Source organism: Halomonas sp. A11-A (genome assembly GCF_003182195.1).
GTDB lineage: Bacteria > Pseudomonadota > Gammaproteobacteria > Pseudomonadales > Halomonadaceae > Halomonas > Halomonas alkalicola.
Map to the genome: position 1 here is coordinate 19,458 of NZ_QGTM01000028.1, position 18,741 is coordinate 38,198.

At 69.1% G+C, this 18,741-nt stretch carries 20 protein-coding genes, 1 tRNA gene, 1 pseudogene and 1 riboswitch; of the genes and pseudogenes, 5 read left to right on the forward strand and 17 right to left on the reverse strand.

Annotation, left to right across the window (positions count from 1 at the left end; translation table 11 throughout):
- Window positions 1-3 precede the first annotated feature (3 nt).
- The 17 genes from DER72_RS14015 to DER72_RS14095 form a co-directional block, all read right to left on the reverse strand.
- Entirely contained in the window at window positions 4-930 is a 927-nt protein-coding gene (locus DER72_RS14015) for a cobalamin-binding protein (protein ID WP_181395681.1), read from the reverse strand.
- Window positions 920-2,773: a TonB-dependent receptor domain-containing protein gene (locus DER72_RS14020; RefSeq protein ID WP_110070600.1), complete on the reverse strand. Its 1,854-nt coding sequence runs from the start codon at window positions 2,771-2,773 to the stop codon at window positions 920-922. The genes DER72_RS14015 and DER72_RS14020 overlap by 11 nt, the downstream gene beginning before the upstream one ends.
- Before the next feature lie 133 nt (window positions 2,774-2,906).
- Window positions 2,907-3,150, reverse strand: a riboswitch (cobalamin riboswitch).
- A 57-nt stretch (window positions 3,151-3,207) separates the two neighbouring features.
- Entirely contained in the window at window positions 3,208-3,636 is a 429-nt protein-coding gene (locus tag DER72_RS14025; RefSeq protein ID WP_110070601.1) for a bifunctional adenosylcobinamide kinase/adenosylcobinamide-phosphate guanylyltransferase, read from the reverse strand.
- Complete coding sequence (locus tag DER72_RS14030) at window positions 3,591-4,223, reverse strand: histidine phosphatase family protein (RefSeq protein ID WP_110070602.1); 633 nt, start codon at window positions 4,221-4,223, stop codon at window positions 3,591-3,593. The genes DER72_RS14025 and DER72_RS14030 overlap by 46 nt, the downstream gene beginning before the upstream one ends.
- Window positions 4,175-4,930 carry an adenosylcobinamide-GDP ribazoletransferase gene (gene cobS, locus DER72_RS14035; RefSeq protein WP_110070603.1) on the reverse strand — a complete coding sequence of 252 codons (756 nt, stop codon included), beginning with the start codon at window positions 4,928-4,930 and terminating at the stop codon, window positions 4,175-4,177. The genes DER72_RS14030 and cobS overlap by 49 nt, the downstream gene beginning before the upstream one ends.
- Window positions 4,927-5,484 (reverse strand): bifunctional adenosylcobinamide kinase/adenosylcobinamide-phosphate guanylyltransferase, encoded by a 558-nt coding sequence (locus DER72_RS14040; protein ID WP_110070604.1) that lies wholly within the window; start codon window positions 5,482-5,484, stop codon window positions 4,927-4,929. Before DER72_RS14040 ends, cobS begins: the two co-directional genes overlap by 4 nt.
- Entirely contained in the window at window positions 5,481-6,638 is a 1,158-nt protein-coding gene (cobD, locus tag DER72_RS14045) for a threonine-phosphate decarboxylase CobD (protein ID WP_258306316.1), read from the reverse strand. The genes DER72_RS14040 and cobD overlap by 4 nt, the downstream gene beginning before the upstream one ends.
- Window positions 6,635-7,624, reverse strand: coding sequence for an adenosylcobinamide-phosphate synthase CbiB (gene cbiB, locus DER72_RS14050; RefSeq protein ID WP_258306317.1), 990 nt, complete (start codon window positions 7,622-7,624; stop codon window positions 6,635-6,637). The genes cobD and cbiB overlap by 4 nt, the downstream gene beginning before the upstream one ends.
- Window positions 7,617-8,684, reverse strand: a complete 1,068-nt coding sequence (cobT, locus tag DER72_RS14055) for a nicotinate-nucleotide--dimethylbenzimidazole phosphoribosyltransferase (RefSeq protein ID WP_110070606.1) — start codon at window positions 8,682-8,684, stop codon at window positions 7,617-7,619. Before cobT ends, cbiB begins: the two co-directional genes overlap by 8 nt.
- 64 nt (window positions 8,685-8,748) lie before the next feature.
- On the reverse strand, window positions 8,749-9,747 hold the full coding sequence (locus DER72_RS14060; RefSeq protein WP_258306318.1) for a zinc-dependent alcohol dehydrogenase family protein: 999 nt from the start codon (window positions 9,745-9,747) through the stop codon (window positions 8,749-8,751).
- Window positions 9,748-9,807: 60 nt separating this feature from the next.
- Complete coding sequence (locus DER72_RS14065; protein WP_258306319.1) at window positions 9,808-10,668, reverse strand: DUF2797 domain-containing protein; 861 nt, start codon at window positions 10,666-10,668, stop codon at window positions 9,808-9,810.
- Window positions 10,652-10,936 (reverse strand): YeaC family protein, encoded by a 285-nt coding sequence (locus DER72_RS14070; RefSeq protein ID WP_110070607.1) that lies wholly within the window; start codon window positions 10,934-10,936, stop codon window positions 10,652-10,654. The genes DER72_RS14065 and DER72_RS14070 overlap by 17 nt, the downstream gene beginning before the upstream one ends.
- A 43-nt stretch (window positions 10,937-10,979) precedes the next feature.
- Window positions 10,980-11,837: a rhomboid family intramembrane serine protease gene (locus DER72_RS14075; RefSeq protein WP_110070608.1), complete on the reverse strand. Its 858-nt coding sequence runs from the start codon at window positions 11,835-11,837 to the stop codon at window positions 10,980-10,982.
- 182 nt (window positions 11,838-12,019) lie between these two features.
- The gene (locus tag DER72_RS14080; protein WP_110070609.1) at window positions 12,020-13,024 is read right to left on the reverse strand and encodes a metallophosphoesterase; all 1,005 of its coding nucleotides are present in this window, start codon (window positions 13,022-13,024) and stop codon (window positions 12,020-12,022) included.
- A gap of 1 nt (window position 13,025) precedes the next feature.
- Entirely contained in the window at window positions 13,026-13,946 is a 921-nt protein-coding gene (locus DER72_RS14085) for an NAD(+) kinase (RefSeq protein ID WP_110070610.1), read from the reverse strand.
- A 75-nt stretch (window positions 13,947-14,021) separates the two neighbouring features.
- Window positions 14,022-14,891 carry a carboxylate/amino acid/amine transporter gene (locus DER72_RS14090; protein ID WP_110070611.1) on the reverse strand — a complete coding sequence of 290 codons (870 nt, stop codon included), beginning with the start codon at window positions 14,889-14,891 and terminating at the stop codon, window positions 14,022-14,024.
- A gap of 78 nt (window positions 14,892-14,969) precedes the next feature.
- On the reverse strand, window positions 14,970-15,476 hold the full coding sequence (locus tag DER72_RS14095) for a YqaE/Pmp3 family membrane protein (RefSeq protein ID WP_110070612.1): 507 nt from the start codon (window positions 15,474-15,476) through the stop codon (window positions 14,970-14,972).
- A gap of 201 nt (window positions 15,477-15,677) precedes the next feature.
- Between DER72_RS14095 and DER72_RS14100 the strand changes: the two genes are divergently transcribed.
- The 5 genes and pseudogenes from DER72_RS14100 to DER72_RS14120 form a co-directional block, all read left to right on the forward strand.
- A complete protein-coding gene (locus tag DER72_RS14100) occupies window positions 15,678-16,094 on the forward strand; it encodes a CBS domain-containing protein (RefSeq protein ID WP_110070613.1) in 417 nt (138 codons plus the stop codon).
- Between the two features lie 374 nt (window positions 16,095-16,468).
- Window positions 16,469-16,542 (forward strand) — tRNA-Gly (locus tag DER72_RS14105).
- 62 nt (window positions 16,543-16,604) lie between these two features.
- Window positions 16,605-16,979: a hypothetical protein gene (locus tag DER72_RS14110; protein ID WP_110070619.1), complete on the forward strand. Its 375-nt coding sequence runs from the start codon at window positions 16,605-16,607 to the stop codon at window positions 16,977-16,979.
- A 57-nt stretch (window positions 16,980-17,036) separates the two neighbouring features.
- Window positions 17,037-17,855 carry an AraC family transcriptional regulator gene (locus tag DER72_RS14115; protein WP_110070614.1) on the forward strand — a complete coding sequence of 273 codons (819 nt, stop codon included), beginning with the start codon at window positions 17,037-17,039 and terminating at the stop codon, window positions 17,853-17,855.
- A gap of 162 nt (window positions 17,856-18,017) precedes the next feature.
- Window positions 18,018-18,741, forward strand: a pseudogene (locus DER72_RS14120) (hypothetical protein); the annotation flags it as partial.

Below are 18,741 nucleotides of genomic sequence, written 5' to 3' on the forward strand. Positions count from 1 at the left end.
GGGCTACCGTCTGGCACGCGCGACCTCCAGCTTGTCGCAGAGAATGCGGCTGCCCTCCAGCAGGCGCGGGGTCGGCCGCTGGATCAGCGAGGGCGGCACGAAGAAGAGATTGTCGCGGGCGACCGCGGTCAGGCCCGGATACTGCTCCCAGTGCGCGAGCCAGTGGCGGTTCTCCTCGCCCATGCCGCCGGCGATGATCGCCTCGGGGTCGGCGGCCAGCACCGACTCGTCGTCGAGGCGCGGCACCAGCCGCGAGAGCTCACCGAAGACATTGACGCCACCGCACAGGGTCACCACCTGGCCGATCAGGTGCTCGTCGTTGACGCTCATCAGGGGCTCGTCCCACACCTGATAGAAGACCGACACCGGCTCGGCCTTGGCGTGGCGCTCGGCGAGCTCCGCCATGCCCTCGCGGAAGCGGGCGGCCTCGGCGTCGCCCGCCGCCTCGCTGCCGGCCAGGCGCGCCAGCCGCTCGATGGCGCTGGCGACTCCCTCGACGGTGCGCGGCTCGATCATGAACACCGGCAGCCCCAGCGCCTCGAGTGTCTCGAGCTGCTCCGCCGGGTTGCCGGTGATCCAGCCGATCACCAGATCCGGCGCCAGCGATACCAGGGTTTCCAGGTCCATGCGGGTGTGGCTGCCGACCGATTGGACCTCCCGGGCCTCGGGCGGATAGTCGCTGTAGGCCACCACCGCGACCACCTTCTCCCCTGCCCCGGCGGCCCAGGTCAGCTCGGTGGCCCCGGGCGAGAGCGCGGCGATACGGCTGGCCGGCGCGTCCAGGCAGACCTCGCGGCCGCGGTCATCGACGGCACAGGGGGAGTCGGCGCGCGCCTCGCTCGCGCCCAGCCCCGCGAGGGCGAGGCCAAGCGAGGCGCAGAAGACGGCAGCGGGGCCAAGGGCCCCGCCGAGCTGGCCGCTACTGGCCAAAGTGAACGCTCACGAAGGCCGCACGGCCGGCGTTGATATAGTCACGCGCGGTTTCGTACTCCTTGTCCAGGGCATTCTCCACAGTCAGGCGAGCCGACCACATCGGCGCAAAGTCCCAGCCGGCGCGCAGGTTGACCAGGCCGAAGCCGGGTAGGCGAGTAGCGTTACCAGAGAAGTCGTAATCATAGCGATGGTTCTGGGCAACCCAGGAGCCCCCCAGCGACCAGTCGCCCAGCTCGCGGTCGATGTCCAGGCGCAGGCTCCGACTGGCACGGTTCCCAAGGCGATTACCTGTCGCACGGTCTTCGGGGTCGGTGTAAGTCACTGCCGCGGCCAAGGTCCAGGAATCAATCTCGATACCTGTTGACAGCTCTGCCCCACGAATGCGGGCGCTATCTACCTGCTCAGGTGCGGAAGTAAAGTTCCCTTGGTCCTTCCATTGAATCAGATCATCAATCTCGTTCTGATATAGGGCCAGATCCCAGAAATAATGCTGATATTGGCCGCGCGCCCCGAGTTCGAAGGCCTCGGCTTTCTCTGCCTTGAGGTCAGGATTACCGAAATTACCCCACTGATCACGATAGTAGAGGTCATTAAAGGTCGGTGCCTTAAAGGAGGTACCATAGCTGGCTCGAAGGGTATGATAGGCACCCACATCATAGCCCAGCGCCAAGCTGCCAGTTACCTCCTCCCCGTAGGCCTGATTATCGTCGTAGCGCAGGCTCGCCTGGACGGCGACGGGGGCAAAGTCGAACAGGCCTTGGGCGAAGACAGCAGTATTATCGCGACTTTCTACCAGGTAGTCATCAGAAGTCGTGACTGAGTCCTTTAAATACTCAGCCCCTAATACAAGCTCATGCAAACCCAACCTTAAGGTATTCTCCCAACGGGCGGAACGCGACTTGGTATCGAAAACTGTCACTCCAAAGCTATAGAGATTCTCTTGCTCATCACGTGACTCGCTCAGGGTCAGACGACTGCGCCATATGTCACTGACGGGAATCTCACCGTAGGCCCCGGTTACCTGCTGGACGAAGTCTGTCTCGGCCGGTGCTCCGAAGCTGTCGAACTCGGTATTGCCCCGAGCCCGCAGCGCCAGCAAGCCGACCTCGGCGTCGCTGTCGAAGGTGTGGGAGAGCCTGATCAGGCCCGAGGTATTGTCGTAGCCCTTGTCGTCACCCCCCCGGCGAACCGGCTGCCCGTCGGTATCGAAGCGGCTACCGGCGACGTAGTAGCGGGTCCCGCCGCTGCCGCCGGCCATGCTGGCGCTGTAGCGCTGAGTATTGAAGGAGCCGCCGCCTACCGAAACGCGCGGCTGGGGATCCCCCTCCTCGCCTTCCGGGGTAAAGAGCTGCACCACCCCGCCCACGGCGTCGGCGCCATAGAGGCTGCCGCGAGGGCCGCGAACTATCTCGGCGCGCTCGAACATGCGCGGGTCGAGGAACTGCCAGGCGGGGCCGCCAAGAGTCGCGGAGCGCAGGCGAATACCGTCGATCAACAGCAGGCTCTGGCTATTCGAGGTGCCGCGGAGATAGACGCTGCTGGACTTGCCGAAGCTGCCGTTGGTGACCACGTCCACCCCCGGCTGGCCGCGAAAGAGGTCGGTGAGGCTCATCGGGTCCTGGCGGCGCAGGGTGGCCTCGTCGAGCACGGTGACAGAAGCGAGCGTCTCATCGGCGGTGCGCGGCGCCAGGGCGGCAGTGACCACCAGGGGGTTGAGGCGTGCCGCCTCGGCGGTGGTGTCGGCCGCGCCTTCGAGCTGAGGCTCGGCGGCCTGAATGGCCAGCGGCAGGGTGGCCAGTGCGAAGGTCGCAAGGCCCCGGGAGGCAAAAGTCGTGTTCATGTCTGTCCCTTGCTTCGCCGTGCTCACCCGCACGGCGTCCAGCTTTTTTCTATGGGCCGGCGCAGAGGAACAGAAGGAAGGGAAGCGGCGCGAACGGAGCGGTCGATGCCCTGCCTGATGACCGCCCTCCGCGATTCGGCATGCGCTCTCGGGCCGGTCTCCGGACTTACGAGCGAGGGCCTGGCGTGATGCCGGAGGTCCTGCTGAACCGCCGCCTTCCCATGCCGTGGGCACAGTGGCGTGATGGCGGTTCTTGACTCGATCACCGTTGCGGGGGCAGCGTCGGACTGGCGGGCGGTTGAGCAGGGCACCGCGCACCGACTTCCCGTTTACCTGGCGGCACTCACTCCGCCAGCACCTGAGAGTGCGCGTACGCTAGCAACCCGCGGCCCCGGGGTCAACGTCGAAAGTCGAACGCCTGACTTAAAGCCATTCTATTTCAATTGCTTGCAAAGCCCATGGCGCACCTGCCAGACCGCTCGGCTGCGCGAAGCGACCTCCTGGGCAAGCCAGCCGTTGAGGTCGCGCAGGCGGCGTGCCTCAGCGGCCATGGGCACGATGCCACACCCCATCTCATCGAGGATCAGCAGCGCCTCGCCCTGCGCCTCTCGCTCCCGCTCGTCCAGCGCCGAGAGCTGAGCCCGCCAGGCGCTGCGCACGGCCTCGTCATCGGCCGTCGCGGCCAGCAGGGCCTTGAGCCACTCCGCCCAGCCGGTGATCACCAGGACACCGCCCGACGGCGGTCGACCGGCCCAGCCCGCGGGCGGCTCTCCCGGCTCCAGCCGATGCCAGACCGCCCGGGGATAGCGCTCGGCGACTAGGGCGCGTCGGCCAGAGCAGGCACCGCCGATGATGCACAGCATTGCCAGCCTCCTCTTTCGCTCTCGATCACAAAGCGGCGCCCCTGGGCCTGGCCCACGACGCCCTCCCAGAAATCGGTCGCCTCCAGGCGGCGACGCAGCTCGCGGATGGCGCCGCCGTGGCTCACGGCCAGCACGCGGCGATGCCCCTGCTCGGCGGCCTGGGCCAGCACGCCCTCGAGCCAGGCTTCGAGGCGCGCCCAGAGATCGTCGGCGGACTCACCGCCAGGCGGCGCCTGCATGCCGGCGCTGTCGACCCAGGCGCGATAGCGGGGATCGTCCTTGAGCTCGTCCCAGGTGCGCCCCTCATAGTCCCCGAAGTCGAGCTCGCGCAGGCGCGCATCGAAGGACGCCGCCCCTTCGCTCCCCGGCAGCACATGGGCCAGGGTCTGCCGACAGCGGGTCAGGTCGCTGCAGTACAGGGCGTCGAAGGCCTCGCCCGCCAGGTGGTCGCGCAGCCGGTCCATGTCCGGCACGGCATCGGGCAGCAGCAGCGGGATGTCGCGCTGGCCCTGGTAGCGCCGGTCAAGGTTCCAGCGCGTCACGCCATGACGAACCACCACCAGCTCCAGGCGATGAACAGCAGCCATAGTTCTCCTCCCTCGATGGCAGCACCGACGATATCGCCGTTGATGCCGGTGAAGGCCCGCACCATGGCGAGGCCGTAGACAAACAGAAAAAGGCACAGGGCGCCGAGCAGCCAGACACCGCCCGGCACAAAGCCGACGACGATCAGCAGCGGCAGCAGCGCAAGCCCAAGGTCCCGCGGCGCCAGGTGCTGCCGCCAGGTCCAGGCCAGCCCCTCGCGCCGCGCCAGGGGTGCCAGGCGCAGCAGGGCGAGGGCCCCGAAGCGCGCCAGCGCCGGCAGCGCCACCCACAGCCAGGGGCTCGCCCCGGCCTCGAGCAGGGCCCAGATCAGCGCCCCCTTCCAGGCCAGCAGGAACACCAGGGCCAGGATCGCGAAGCTGCCCACCTGGCTGTCCTTCATGATCGCCCAACGCTTCTCCAGGGGCGCATTGCTGCCCAGCGCATCGGCCACGTCCATGACGCCGTCCAGGTGCAGGCCGCCGGTGAGGGCCACCCACAGGCTGAGCAGCACCAACGCCAGCAGCGGAGTGGGCAGCCCCTGCCCCAGGGTGGCCAGGGCCGCCAGGGCGGCGCCGATCAACAGCCCCACCAGGGGGTAGCTGCGCAACGCCCAGCGGCAAGTGGCGGCGTTCCAGGGACAGGCCACGGGCAGGGGTATCCGGGTCAGGAACTGCAGGGCCAGCACGAGCCCGAAAAGGGCGTCTCTCATTGCAGGATCTCCTCGTCGAGCTCTGCGGCAGGCTTCCAGTCGATGGGCAACCCGGCCACCACCTCGATGACCCGGTCGGCCTCCCGGGCCAGCCGGCCATGCAGCCGCTGCAGAAAGGCCAGGTAACGCCAGGTCTCGGCGTCCTCGGGAGGGAGGTCCTCGTTGAGGTCGTTGGAGACCACCACCAGCGCAATATCCCTTTCCCGAGCCGCCTCGATCACCCGAACCAGCATCGCCTCCCCCTCCGCCTCGCTGCCACCGCCGGCATAGAGCCACTGGCTGGCCCACAGGGTCAGGCAGTCGAGCAGCACGCTGTCGCCCTCCCCCAGCTCGGCCAGGGCGGTCTCCAGGGCCAGGGGCGCCTCCAGGGTATGCCAGCCGTCATCGCGCTCGCGGCGGTGGCGGGCGATGCGCGCGGCCATCTCGGCGTCCGAGGCCCGCGCCGTGGCCAGGTACCAGCGCCGGCCGCCGCGCTCGGCGTGAAGCGCGCCGGCCAGCGCCTCGGCGTGGCGGCTCTTGCCGGAGCGAGCGCCGCCGCTGACGAAGGCGATCATCGGCCCGCGTCCGGCCGTGCCATGTCGGCCATGGCGGCGCCCAGGGCCGCCAACAGGCGATCGTTGGCCGCGGCGTCACTCAGGGCCAGGCGAAGCCAGCCGCCGTCGAGCCCCGCAAAGGATTCGGTATGACGCACCAGCACGCCGCGGCGCAGCAGCGCCGGCAGCAAGCAACGGGTCGCCGACCGCCCCGCCGGGTGGCGAACCAGGAAGAAGTTGGCCCGGCTCGGCACCACCTCGAGGCCGAGCGCACGCAGCCCCGCCGCCAGCCGCGGCCGCTCGGCGGCGAGCCAGGCCTCGGTGCGCCTGGCGAAGTCGCGATCCGCCAGCAGCGGCACCACCAGCGCCGCGGCCAGGCCGTTGACGCTCCAGGCGGGCTGGCAGGCGCGGGCCGCCGCCACCGTCTCGGCACCGGCCAGCAGATAGCCCAGGCGCAGCCCCGGCAGGGTGAAGTGCTTGGTCAGCGAGCGCAGCAGCACAAGGTGCGAGTGGTCGGCGAGCAGCGGAGTCAGCGCCTCGCTGTCATCCCCGATGAAATCCACGAAGGCCTCGTCCACCACCAGCCGGCAGCCCCTGGCGGCGGTCAGCGCCAGCAGCCGCTCCACGTCGGCCCGAGGCACCAGGGTAGCCGTAGGATTGTTGGGCCGGCACAGGAAGAGCAACCGCGCCTCCTCCAGTCCCTCGGATATTGCCTCGACATCGAGGTGAAAGTCCGGCGACGCCAGGCGGAGAGACCTGACCGGCAGCCCCTGGGCCGCACAGGCCCGCGCATACTCGGCGAAGGTGGGCTCGACGATCGCCGCCGGCGCCCCGGGCCGCTCACGGGCATGGAGGGCCGCGGCCAGGAAGATCGCCTCGGCGCCGCCGTTGGTCAGCAGCACCTGCTCCGGGGCCACCCGCTCATGGGCGGCGATGGCCTCACGCGCCTCGCGGTAGTCGGGGTCGGGGTAGCGGGCAGCTTTGCTGGCCTCCCCCTGAAGCCGCTTTGCCAACCAGCCGGCCAGCCAGGCCGGCGGCCCCAGGGGGTTGAGGTTGGCGCTGGCGTCCAGCAGCGGCATGTCATCCTCAAGCCCAAAGCGCGCCAGCAGCGGACCCGGCCGCCCGCCGTGCAGGGGCCAGTCATCCGACGTCATGCCGAAGCCCTCGGGACTCATGACAACGCCTCCCCCAGCAGCACCACTGCCGCCAGCAGGACAAGGAAACCCAGCCAGCCGCCGTGCATCAGGCGAATCGCCGCCGGAACATGGGCGGCGCCCAGCGGCTGATGGGGCACACCGAGCCGAGCCCGTTCGGAGACCTCGCCGCGGTAGCGGTTGGTGCCGCCGAGCTGGACGCCCAGCAGGTTGGCCACCATCGCCTCGGGCCAGCCGCTGTTGGGGCTCGGATGGCGCGGCGCCTCGCGGCGGGTGGCGGTCAGCGCACCCCGCGTGCGCAGGCCGCGCTCCCAGCGCGCCAGACAGAGCGCGCCCAGCCAGAGGGTCAGGGCGGTGAGCCGTGCCGGCACCCAGTTGGCGGCGTCATCCAGCCGCGCCGAGGCCCGGCCGAAGTGAAGGTAGCGCTCGCTGCGGTAGCCCACCATGGAGTCCAGGGTGTTGACCGCCTTGTAGGCCAGCGCCAGGGGGGCGCCGCCCAGCAGGGCGAAGAAGAGCGGTGCGGTGATGCCATCCACGGTGTTCTCGGCCACCGTCTCCACCGCCCCGCGGGCCACCTCCCCCTCATCGAGCCCATCGGTGTCGCGACCGACGATCATGGAGAGCGCCCGGCGCGCGGCGGAAAGATCGCCGCTGGCCAATGGCACGGCCACCGCCAGGGCGGCATCGCGCAGGCCCCGAATGGCCAGGCAGCTGGCCAGCAGCCACCACTGCGCCAGCCAGCCCAGCCAGGGATGAAGCCGCGCCAGCAGCGCGATGGCGGCCCAGGCCAGCAGCCAGGTGCCCATTACCACCAGGGCCGTCATCAGCGCGCCGCGGATTCGGCGCGCCCGGGGGGGGCCATGGTTCCAGGCCCGCTCCAGCCGGGCGATCACCGCCCCCATGCCCACCACCGGATGCGGCAGGCGGCGCGGGTCGCCGATGGCGAGGTCCAGCGCCACGGCGGCCAGCACCAGAACCAGCAGCGCCAGGGAGAAGGCGTCAGCCATCGACACTCGCCGTTTCGATCCCGGCGTCATCGAAGGTGGCCATCTCCGCCAGCAGGCGGCAGGCCGAGTCGAGCAGCGGGAAGGCAAGGGCCGCCCCCGTGCCCTCGCCCAGGCGCAGCTCGAAGTCGAGCAGCGGGCGGGCATCGAGGGCCTGAAGCGCCAGTTCATGGCCGGGCTCCCGGGAGCGGTGGCCGAAGATCAGGAAATCGCGCAGGCTCGGCTGGAGTCGACAGGCCACGAGGGCCGCCACCGTGGCGATAAAGCCGTCGACGATCAGTGGCAGACGGTGGCTCGCGCCGGCCAGCAGGGCGCCTGCCATGGCGGCGATCTCCAGGCCGCCCACCGCGGCCAGCGCCCCCAGGGGGTCGGCCGGGTCGGGCTGCCGAGCCGCCAGGGCGCGCTCGATCACCGCCCGCTTGTGGGCGAGTCGTTCGTCGTCGATGCCGGTGCCCGGCCCCACAAGACCGGCGACCGGCTTGCCGGTCAGCGCCGCCAGCAGGGCGCTGCTGGCGGTGGTATTGGCGATGCCCATCTCGCCGACGATCAGGCTGCGGCAGCCGGCCGCGGCGGCACGCTCGGCGGCGCGCCCACCCGCCGCCATGGCCTGCTGTGCCTCGTCGCGGCTCATGGCATCCCCCTCGAGCATGTTGGTCGTACCGAGGCGAACCCTCTCGCTCACCAGCAGCGGGTGGTCGGCCGTGCCATCGGGCAGGGGCGTGGCCACGCCGACGTCGATGACCTCCAGCCGCGCCCCGTGCTGGCGGGCGAAGACGTTGATGGCCGCACCGCCCGCGGTGAAATTGGCCACCATCTGGGCGGTCACCGCCTGGGGAAAGGCCGAGACGCCCTCGGCCGCCACCCCGTGATCGGCGGCAAACACCAGCATGGCGGGCGGCGAGAGCCGCGGCAGCGCCTCTGCCTGGATCGCCGCCAGCTCCACGGCCAGCCGCTCCAGACGCCCCAGGCTGCCCGGCGGCTTGGTCAGGCGGTCGAGGCGCCGCATGGCACGCTCGGCGGCGATGCTGTCGAGCTGGGGAAGAGGGTCGGGGATCACGCTCATGGGGCCACTCCTGGCAGGGGCATCCTGACTTGGGGCGCCCATCTTACCAGAGTCGCCAGAGGCGTCAGGGAATCAGCACCGCGGCCCCGGAGAGGCGCCCAGTGCGCAGGTCGTCGAGGGCCCGGTTGGCCTCCTCCAGCGGGTAGGCGCGTGTCTCGGTGCGGATCGGCACCTCGGGTGCCAGGGCCAGGAACTCCTCCCCGTCCTGGCGGGTGAGGTTGGCCACCGACTTCACCGCGCGCTCCTCCCAGAGCAGCCGGTAGGGGAAGCTCGGGATGTCGGACATGTGAATGCCGCCGGAGACCACCGTCCCGCCGGGGCGCACATGGGAGAGCGCCGTGGGGATCAGCTCACCCACCGGGGCGAACAGCAGGGCGGCGTCCAGCGCCTCGGGGGGCATCTCGTCGCTGCCGCCGGCCCAGGCGGCGCCGAGCCTGCGCGCGAAGGCCTGGGCCTCGGCGTCGCCGGGGCGGGTGAAGGCATAGACCCGCTGGCCGCGGGCCAGCGCCAGCTGGATCAGGATATGGGCGGCGGCGCCGAAGCCGTAGATGCCGAGCCGCCGGGGCGCCTCGCCGCCGGCCAGGCGCCAGGTGCGGTAGCCGATCAGCCCCGCGCAGAGCAGCGGTGCGGCGGCCTGGGCATCATCGCCCTGCACGGGAAAACAGTAGCGGGCATCGGCCACGCAATACTCCGCGTAGCCGCCGTCCCGGGTGTAGCCGGTGAACTCGGCACGCTCGCAGAGGTTCTCCTCGCCGCGCCGGCAGGGCGCGCACTCGCCGCAGGTCCAGCCCAGCCAGGGCACGCCGACGCGCTGCCCGACCGCCACGCCGGTCACCCCCTCCCCCAGGGCGGTGACCTCGCCGACGATCTCGTGGCCGGGCACCAGCGGCAGGCGCGGCTCGGTAAGTTCGCCGTCCACCACGTGAAGGTCAGTGCGACAGACCCCGCAGGCGAGCACCCGCAGCTGAACCTCGCCCGGGCCCGGCTGCGGACGCGGCAGGATCTCGAGCCTAAGCGGCTCTCCCGGGGCGTGGAGGCGCATGGCGCGCATGCTCTCCGTCATGGGGGCTCTCCTGTCGGTGGTCGGGTCGCTTGCAAGGGGCCCGAATGCCGACAGGATAGCTCAGGCGGCGACCCTGACCTCGTAACCGGTGTACTTGCGCAGGTTGATCACGCCGGAGTCGAGGATCAGGTACTGGCCCTTGAGGCCGAGCAGGGTGCCGGCGATCTCGGGGGTCTTGTCGAGATTGTGGGAGGCCACCTTGGTGGGGTACTCGAGCACCGGGTAGTCGAGGGTCGCCGGCGGCGCGTCGAGCAGGCGGATGGCGTCCTCCCCGAAGCGTTCGCGCAGGTTGGCCAGGCCGCTCTCCAGGCGCGCCAGCAGCCGGTCGCGCTCGGCGGGCAGGTCCATCTCGACGGTGTCGCCCTTGAGCATGGCGCGCCAGTTGGTGCGGTCGGAGACCTCCTCCTTGAAGAGGGTCTCGACGAAGCCCGACTGCTGGCGGGTCTGGACCTCGAACATCGGCAGTGCCTGCACGGCGCCCTGGTCGAGCCAGCGGGTCGGCACCTGGGTGCCGCGGGTGATGCCGACCTTGAGGCCGGAGGCGTTGGCCAGGTAGACGATATGCGGCTGGAAGCAGTGGCGCTCGGCCCACTCCGGTTCGCGGCAGGTGCCGTCGAAGAAGTGGCAGGTCTCCGGCTTCATGATGCAGGTATCGCACTGGGCAAGCTTCTTGAAGCAGGGGTAGCAGTAGCCCTGGGCGAAGCTCTTCTTGGTCGCCCGGCCGCAGTGGGTGCAGGCGATGGCACCGGTCCAGGCGAGCGTGAGCGGCCGCCCCAGGCGCTCGTTGAGATCGAGCCGCTGATCGCCGGCACACAGGGTATAGCGGGCAGGCTGCCCGGCCTCGCCCGGTGCGATGGCCATCTTGGTCAGGCAGCCCTGTACCTCGGCGGCCGCGGCGATGGACTCAGCCACGGCCGGCATCCTTGGCCAGGCCGGCCAGGGCGGGGTCCACGCCGGCACCGCTGCTGGCGCCGCCGCAGGTGCGCTGCTGCAGGTAGCCCACCCGCTGCTCCTCGGGCACGTTGTTCTCGTGCTCGTAGCGGATCACCGCCTCCAGGCAGAGCTCGGTCTGCTCGGGGCTGAGCAGGCGGCCGTCCGGCCACTTGCGCAGTTCCACCGCCTGCTTGAGGCTCTGGTAGATGGCCGGGGTCATCTGCTGGATCATGCGCTCGAAGGTCATGTCGCTCATGGGTCGTCTCTCTGTGAACATACGCGATGCCGTGACGGCGAGGTCAGCGCTGCCGGCGCGCCCGCCCGGAATAGTACCAGCCCAGCGCCAGGCCCACGACCAGCCCACCCAGGTGGGCCTCGTTGGCCACGTTGCCGAAGCCCACCGCACCGGCCATGTCGGTCATGGTGAAGACCATCCAGCCGAGCATGAAGACCACCAGCATCTGGGGCACAAAGAAGCCGCTGTGGGGCGCCCGCCGCGACATCAGCCAGACGTAGCCGAGCAGCGCGAAGTCGACGCCGGACATGCCGCCGAACAGCACCGTGCCCGCGGCGTACTGGGCCAGGTTGGCGCCGATGCCGGCGGCGAGCACGATCAGCAGCATGCGCCCGCTGCCCTGCAGCGCCTCCACCTGGCGGCCGAAGTACCACAGCCACAGCATGTTGAAGATCAGGTGCATCCAGCCGAAGTGCAGGAAGGCCGGCGACAGCGGGCGCCACACCTGGCCGGCCAGCATCGCCTCCACCAGGCTGCCCACCGCCAGGCTGCCATTGATCACGCCCAGGGGCACGATGGCCAGCGCCGCGATCACGCGATCACCGAACACCGCCATGGCCGCAAACACCACCAGGCAGAGCGCCAGGGTCACGGCGGTGACCGGCGCCAGGCGCAGCGGCGTCAGCAGCGAAGCGGCCGGCAGCCCAGCCGAGCGCGGCCCCCGCTCCCTCGGCATCAGCGGTTCCCCGCGCTGCCACTGTGCCAGCAGTCCCATCATCTCCTGCTGCTGGCGAGGGTCGGCCAGCCACAGGGTCTGCCCCTCGGCGTCCTCGGTGATCCGATGGCCGATCCGGTGAGCCCAGAGCGCACGGCGCAGCTCACGGGTGTCGAGGTCGGGGGGCAGCTGCATCACCCGGTACATGGCGCCTCCTTAAGCGGGGAAACGGGGGTGTCAAACGCGCACAAAGAAAAAGTCCGGCGGAGGGGGCCGCCGGACAAGAGCAAGGGATCATTCAAGGGAACACCTACTCTGAGGGCGGGTGACGCGGAGAGTTCACGCCGTCGAGGAAAAAAAGATGTAATTTTTTGTATCCACCGCTCTGGTCATTCGAAGGTGATCTCCCAGGGCCGCGGGCGCACCTGCTCCTCGCGGGGGACTCGCAGCCAGACGAAGTGGTCCGCATTGAGCTCGCGCTCGCCGCTCCAGCGGTAGGCCACCAGGCGGCCGAACTTCACCGCACTGTAGTCCAGGCAGGCCACGTTGGGCGCCGGCAGGGCCGGGATGCCCTCGCACCAGTAGTGGCCGATGAACAGCGGCGGCTCGTCGGGCCCGTAGTGGGCCAAGCGCGTGCGCTCCTCGTCCGACAGCGGACGCAGCTCGAGATCACCGGGCAGGTTGTCGGGCTGGAACACCACGTCGCCCCAGGTCTCGGGCGACTGTGCCCAGAAGTGGGTGCGAAAGCTGCGTCGCGTGAAGCCATCGCCGGAGTGGATCTCGACGCCCAGCGGCAGCGGCATCTGGGTGCCACGGGTCAGGCGATCGAGGATGCGAAAGGCGCCGGTGCCGGGCGCCGTGGACTCGATCAGGAAGGTCTCGTCCATGCAGCCATCCGGGCGGCGCCTGCGCAGCTCGTCGATCAGCGGCTGGTCCCAGCAGGCGTGCACCACGCGCAGGCCGCCCTCCTCCAGGCACAGCGGGATCTCCATGAACCAGGCCAGCGCCTCCTCCCACTCCTGGGGGTGGTCGCGGTACTGCTCCAGGGTCTCCTTGATGATGCGGTTGTTGCGGGGGGTATGCTCGCGCAGCCATTCGCGCCCCAGTCCCGTGGGCGCGCGATGGCAGTAGGCCAGGGCGTTGTACTCATGGTTGCCCATGACGATCCTGGCCTCGCCCTCCTCCACCATGCGACGGGCGATCTGCACCGCCAGGCGGATACGCGGCCCGCGATCGATCAGGTCGCCCAGGAAGATGACCCGGCGCCGAGGGTGGCGATAGACGCCGCCGCGCTGGTGGTAGCCCATCTTCTCGAGCAGGGCCGCCAGGGTGGCGCCGCAGCCGTGCACGTCGCCGATCAGGTCATACCCCTCGAGTCTCGCCCGTGTCGTCACATCAGTCTCCCAGGCGGTTGCTCCAGCCCAGCTTGCTGCGCAGGACCTCGAAGAAGTTGTGACCGAGCGGATGCACCAGCTGGACGCACTGCGGCTTGCGGCGAATCACCAGCACATCGTCGGGCTTGGCCACGGCGCGGGTCTGGCCGTCGCAGCTGATATGCGGGTAGGTCTGGTTGGTCTCGCCGATGTGGATGCGGATCTCGCTGGCGGCATCGATGACGATGGGCCGGCTGGAGAGGGTGTGCGGGAACATCGGCACCAGGGTCACCACGTCGAGCTTGGGGTGCATGATCGGGCCGCCGCCGGAGAGCGAGTAGGCGGTGGAGCCGGTGGGCGTGGCGATGATCAGGCCATCGCTGCGCTGGCTATAGACGAACTGGCCATCGACGAACAGCTCGAATTCGATCATGCGCACCGCCTTGCCGGGGTGCAGCACCACCTCGTTCAGGGCATCGCCGCTGCCCATCAGGGTGCCGTCGCGGTAGAGCTCGGCATCCAGCAGGAAGCGCTCCTCCACCTCGAAGTGGCCATCGAGCACCTCGCCCACGCGGGCCTCGAGCTCGTCCGGCGAGATATCGGTCAGAAAGCCCAGACGGCCGCGGTTGACGCCCAGCACCAGGGTACCGCTGTGGCACAGGGTGCGGGCCGCCCCCAGCAGGCTGCCGTCGCCCCCCACCACGATCACCAGGTCGCACAGCTGACCCAGCATGCGTCGGCTCGACTCGGCATGGCCGTGGTCGAGCAGCACCGTGGCGGTGCGGTCCTCGATGATCACATGGTGGCCCCGCTCCTCCAGGAAGCGGATCAGGCGCTTCAGGGTATCGACCACCTTGGCGCTGCCCAGGCGGCCGATCAGGCCGATATTGCGGAAGGACGCCTGCTCGTCGCGCCCCTGGGGTGAACTCTTGTCGGATGGCATGCACGGGCCTCTCGCATCGCAGCGGCCCATTATGGGCACTGGCCAGCGCCCCGGCAAACGACCTCGGCGGGGGCCTCAGGCGGGTCGCGGCGCGCGGCGCCTGAGCCAGCGCTCATTGAGCCACAGCGAGCCGGCGATGATCGCCCCCCCCAACGCCAGGCGGACGAGGTCCGCGTCGCGGTTCCAGATCACCAGGTTGACCACCAGGCCTGCGGGAATCAGGGCGTTGTTCATGATTGCCAGGGCCCCGGCGTCGACCCGGGTGGCGCCCAGGTTCCACAGGAAGTAGCCCACCCCGGAGGCCACCAGCCCCAGCCACAGCAGCACGCCCCACTGCACCCCGGTGGTGGGCAGCGCACTGACGTTGCCCAGCAGGGCGAAGGCCGGCAGGGCGACGGCCAGCGCCCCCAAGTAGAACCAGGCGAAGACGCTGTGGCGCGGCAGCGAGTCGGGGAGCTCCGCCGAGAGGCGTCGATAGCCCACCTGGCCTAGGGCGAAGCAGAGGTTGGCCCCCTGCACCACCAGGAAGCCCAGCCAGAAGCCGCTGTCCACGCCGTCGTAGCGGATCACCCAGGCCCCCAGCACCGCCAGCGCCGCGGTCAGCAGATAGAAGGGGGTGAAGCGGCCAAACAGGGCGTCGTCGAGCAGGGTGATATAGAGCGGCGTGAAGATGGTGAAGAGCAGCACCTCGGGGACCGAGAGCAGCAGGAAGGACTGGTAAAAGAAGATGTACATCACCCCGAGCTGCACGGCGCCGAGCCCCATTAGGGCCAGGCGCTGGCGGCCGCGCAGCAGCCCCGGGCGCAGGAAGGGCAGGAAGACCAGGGCCGCCAGCACCACCCGCATCGCCACGGCGAAGTAGCTGTCCACCTGGCCGGCCAGGTAGACGCCGATCAGCGAGAACGAGAAGGCCCACAGCACGGTGACGCCGACGAGATAGCCCACGGTAAACTCCAGATCATGGCTTGGTTTACCGTGATTATACGCGTCGGGCATCGCCTGCCAAGCGCCGAAGGCAACCGATCAGCGCAGCGGACGGCGCACCCAGCGCAGGGCGTGGAGCACGCCGGGCAGCCAGCCGAGCAGTGTCAGCAGCAGGCTGAGTCCGATCCGCAAGGCGCCCCCGCGCGACAGGCCCACCGCCAGCGGCGGCATCAGGACCGCCAGCGCCAGCATGGCGCCCACCGGCTCCGCTGGCGCCCGCTCAGGGCGAGGAGGAGCCTCGTCCGCGTCCTCGCCGGGAATGAACGCCTGTACCGCCTCATCCCCGCGGCGCGCCTCGCTGGCCTGGTGCTCCAGAAAGCGCCGGTGCGCCTCATGATCGATCTTCTGTGGGAGCTCCTCGGCGCCCTCGGCCAGTTCGTCGTGGTGGCGTTCCCAGTCCTCCCAGTCGTGGGGGGTACCGGCGCGGGGCCGATGGTCCCCCGCTTCCCGGGCGCGCGACCAGGCCTTCTCCTCCAGGGTGGTGGGGCGCTCGCTGTCGCGCTCTCCGCTCAACCCCTTCCTGGCCAGGTACTCTCGGGCATCCATGGCTGACCTCTCTCGATGAAGTGATGGCTCGGTGACATGATGGCAGGATGCCACATTGGAGCCCCCTACCCGACTCCGGGTTCCGGCCGAGCCGGCACGGCGGCAGCGGCCGTGAAACGTTGGAAGAACACGACCTCGGGTAGACGGCTGCGCGACAGGAGTCGTCTATGCTGAACTCGAACCGGCACAAGGAGACACGCCATGCCCAACAAGGCCCCCACCACCGTTCGCGAGATCATGTCCCGTGACTGCTACCGGGTCACCGCCAAGACCGCCGTGTCGACCCTGGCCGAAGGGCTGTCACTGCACAGGCTGCCCGGCGTCCCGGTGGTCGATGAGCGCGATCACCTGATCGGCTTCATCTCGGAGCAGGACGTGCTCGGCAAGGTGCTGGAGAGCACCTACCTGAACGAGGAGCCCCCGCTGGTTCGAGAGTTGATGCGACACGAGGTGCTCACCGTCACGCCCAACAAGAGCATCACCGACCTGGCCCAGGAGATGCTGGGCAGCAAGCCCAAGGTCTATCCGGTGGTCGAACAGGAGCGCCTGGTGGGTATCGTCACGCGTCGCGACGTCCTCAACGCCATTCTCAGCATGCGCTACAAGCACAACCACTGAGCCTGCTGAACAAGACTCCGCGCGCCTCGCCGGCCCTCCGGCGAGGCGCGCGGCCGTAAAGGACCCGCCACCGCCCCTCTTGTGCCCAAAAAGAAGGCCGCCTCCCAGGGGAAGCGGCCAAGTATCGATCGAAAAACTACGAGCCAGAACAACAGTATTAGCGACTGCTATCGCGCTGTTGCCTGTGCTAACTCAGACAGTGCTGTGAGAAAAAGTTCGGGAAGGGCCAGAAAATTTCTGACCGGGTCCAGCATCGCCTGCCGCTAGCCGCCCGCCAACACACTGCAAAAACAGCGGCTTGCATCAAAATATCGAAAAAGGCCGCACCGCGGCTTGCATGCCTAAGCGGTTGGTTTTATTATCGATTCTGCCTTGCGGGCGTAGCTCAATGGTAGAGCGTTTGGTTCCCAACCAAGTGACGTGGGTTCGATTCCCATCGCCCGCTCCAGTTTCTACCCGCCCTCCGTGGCCCTCCCCTCCCCGAGACTCTGGGTCACGATGGAGCTCGCCGTGGCACTCTTCCTGCTCGTCTTCGCCGTCTGCCTGCTGATCTTCGGCGGCATGGTCGGTCTGCTGCTGCTCTCCGGCACCCCGCGCTACCGCACCGAACCCGCCCAGCTGCTGGCGCTGATCGATCGTGCCCTCGCCAGCGAGGTCAGCGAGACCGAGTGGAATACCATCATCGGCTACCCCATCCGCCATGACGAGACCCTCGACGGCATCCGCCGCCGCGCCCAGCGCCTGGTCGATGAGCACGGCAACCACGGTCGGGTCACCCGCGGCAAGCCGCTGCTCGACGCCACCGGCCAGGCGGAGCTCGAGGCCCTTCGCGACCATCTGGCCCGCCACCTCGAGCTCAGGGAGCGTCAACGCAACGTAAAATGAACGCTCGCCGCCTTTCGCGCTAGACTGACAGCCTGAAGCCGACGCACGGGGCCCGCCATGTCGAGCGCCATCCGCCAGATCCCCCTCGATACCGCCACACGCCATCACGCCCACGACTTTCACCAGATCGTGATCGGCCTGGAGGGGCAAGCAGAGTTCGAGATCGAAGGGCTGGGCGGTGCCATCTCCGCCTTCTCCGGCTGCATCGTCCCGGCCAATCACGTGCACTACTACGCTGGCACCGGCCAGAATCGCCAGCTGATTCTCGACCTGCCGAGTGAGGCCCACTGCCTCATCGGCATCCACCACGAGCTGTCGCGGCTGTTCGACGCACCGCGTTTCTTCGCCCTGGATGAACCGCTCAAGCGCTACCTGAACTTCCTGCTGCTGGAGCTCGAGGTCGCCGGGGAAAGCGAGCCACAGCAGGAGCGCCTGGCGGCCACCCTGCTCGGCTGCCTGAACGACCGCCTGGCCGGTACCCCCGTTCCACCCCGCGGCCGCCGGCTCGACCTGGCCCGCCTCGACCGCTTCATCGAGCGCCATCTGGCAACCCCCCTCAGCGTCGCCGACCTGGCCCGGGAGGCCTGTCTCAGCGAGGCTCACTTCCGCCTCTGCTTTCGCGAACAGGCCGGCATGACGCCCTGGCAGTACGTGCGCGCACGCCGCTTGGAAGCCGCACGGCATCTGCTCACGGCAAGCGACCTGCCGCTTTCCGAGGTCGCCGCCCGGACCGGTTTCGCCAGCCAGAGCGCCCTCTCCCACGCCTTCCGCCAGTCCTTCGGTCAGGCCCCCGGCCACTATCGCCGGCAGCATCGGCCCACCCGCCTCCCCGCCTTCGATCGCCAACCAGCGTTAGACCAAGGTCGCAAGAAATGAACCAATCCGCTGCGGAACCGCGGAATCGACAACTATCGCCGCGGAATCCGCAAGCAGCCTCTGGCGTCACAACCTAGAGTCAGGGTAGAGCCAAGCGCCCGGGGCCCCACGCCCGCCAGAAGGCGCCCTTTCCCCATTGCCGACGCCACCGGGAGGTCACCCATGCTCGACGCCCACACCATGCTCGATGCCGCCAGTTGGCAGCAGGACCTCGACACCCTCTTCGCTCGCATCAGCGACCACTACGTGGTCGACGAGGAGGCCTTCGTGGCCGAGCTGATCAAGGCGCTGGACGCCGACTCCCGCGATTTCCAGCGTATTGCCGACAAGACCGCCGAGCTGGTCCGCGAGGTCCGCGAGATGGATACCGCTGTGGACGCCATCGACGAGTTGCTGCAGGAATACAGCCTCGACACCCACGAGGGGCTGATGCTGATGTGCCTGGCCGAGGCCATGCTGCGCATCCCCGACAAGGCCACCGCCGATGCGCTGATCGAGGACAAGCTCGGCCCCGCCGACTGGAAGTCCCACCTCGGCCAGAGCGACTCCTGGCTGGTCAATGCCTCCACCTGGGGCCTGCTGATGACCGGCCGGGTGATCAACCTGGATCACCCCCGGGAAGGCAAGCCCGCCGGCTTCATCAACCGCCTGGTCAACCGCATGGGCGAGCCGGTGATCCGACGCGCCATGCGCGAGGCGATGAAGGTGATGGGCAAACAGTTCGTGCTGGGGCGCGATATCGACGAGGCGCTCAAGCGCTCCCGGCCGCTGTTCGACAAGGGCTACACCTACTCCTGGTATGGATTGACCTGTCAAGGGGTCGGTTGCCTCTGTCGAATATGGTCGTCCTCAATGCCTTCGGATCAGGAAGCGAGGGGCTATCAGC

Bases quoted from the DNA above. Each gene is read 5' to 3' on its own strand.
- DER72_RS14020 (WP_110070600.1), bottom strand. From the start codon at position 2,773: ATGAACACGACTTTTGCCTCCCGGGGCCTTGCGACCTTCGCACTGGCC.
- DER72_RS14025 (WP_110070601.1), bottom strand. From the start codon at position 3,636: ATGCTGTGCATCATCGGCGGTGCCTGCTCTGGCCGACGCGCCCTAGTC.
- DER72_RS14030 (WP_110070602.1), bottom strand. From the start codon at position 4,223: ATGGCTGCTGTTCATCGCCTGGAGCTGGTGGTGGTTCGTCATGGCGTG.
- cobS (WP_110070603.1), bottom strand. From the start codon at position 4,930: ATGAGAGACGCCCTTTTCGGGCTCGTGCTGGCCCTGCAGTTCCTGACC.
- DER72_RS14040 (WP_110070604.1), bottom strand. From the start codon at position 5,484: ATGATCGCCTTCGTCAGCGGCGGCGCTCGCTCCGGCAAGAGCCGCCAC.
- cobD (WP_258306316.1), bottom strand. From the start codon at position 6,638: ATGAGTCCCGAGGGCTTCGGCATGACGTCGGATGACTGGCCCCTGCAC.
- cbiB (WP_258306317.1), bottom strand. From the start codon at position 7,624: ATGGCTGACGCCTTCTCCCTGGCGCTGCTGGTTCTGGTGCTGGCCGCC.
- cobT (WP_110070606.1), bottom strand. From the start codon at position 8,684: ATGAGCGTGATCCCCGACCCTCTTCCCCAGCTCGACAGCATCGCCGCC.
- DER72_RS14060 (WP_258306318.1), bottom strand. From the start codon at position 9,747: ATGACGGAGAGCATGCGCGCCATGCGCCTCCACGCCCCGGGAGAGCCG.
- DER72_RS14065 (WP_258306319.1), bottom strand. From the start codon at position 10,668: ATGCCGGCCGTGGCTGAGTCCATCGCCGCGGCCGCCGAGGTACAGGGC.
- DER72_RS14070 (WP_110070607.1), bottom strand. From the start codon at position 10,936: ATGAGCGACATGACCTTCGAGCGCATGATCCAGCAGATGACCCCGGCC.
- DER72_RS14075 (WP_110070608.1), bottom strand. From the start codon at position 11,837: ATGTACCGGGTGATGCAGCTGCCCCCCGACCTCGACACCCGTGAGCTG.
- DER72_RS14085 (WP_110070610.1), bottom strand. From the start codon at position 13,946: ATGCCATCCGACAAGAGTTCACCCCAGGGGCGCGACGAGCAGGCGTCC.
- DER72_RS14095 (WP_110070612.1), bottom strand. From the start codon at position 15,476: ATGGATGCCCGAGAGTACCTGGCCAGGAAGGGGTTGAGCGGAGAGCGC.
- DER72_RS14100 (WP_110070613.1), top strand. From the start codon at position 15,678: ATGCCCAACAAGGCCCCCACCACCGTTCGCGAGATCATGTCCCGTGAC.
- DER72_RS14115 (WP_110070614.1), top strand. From the start codon at position 17,037: ATGTCGAGCGCCATCCGCCAGATCCCCCTCGATACCGCCACACGCCAT.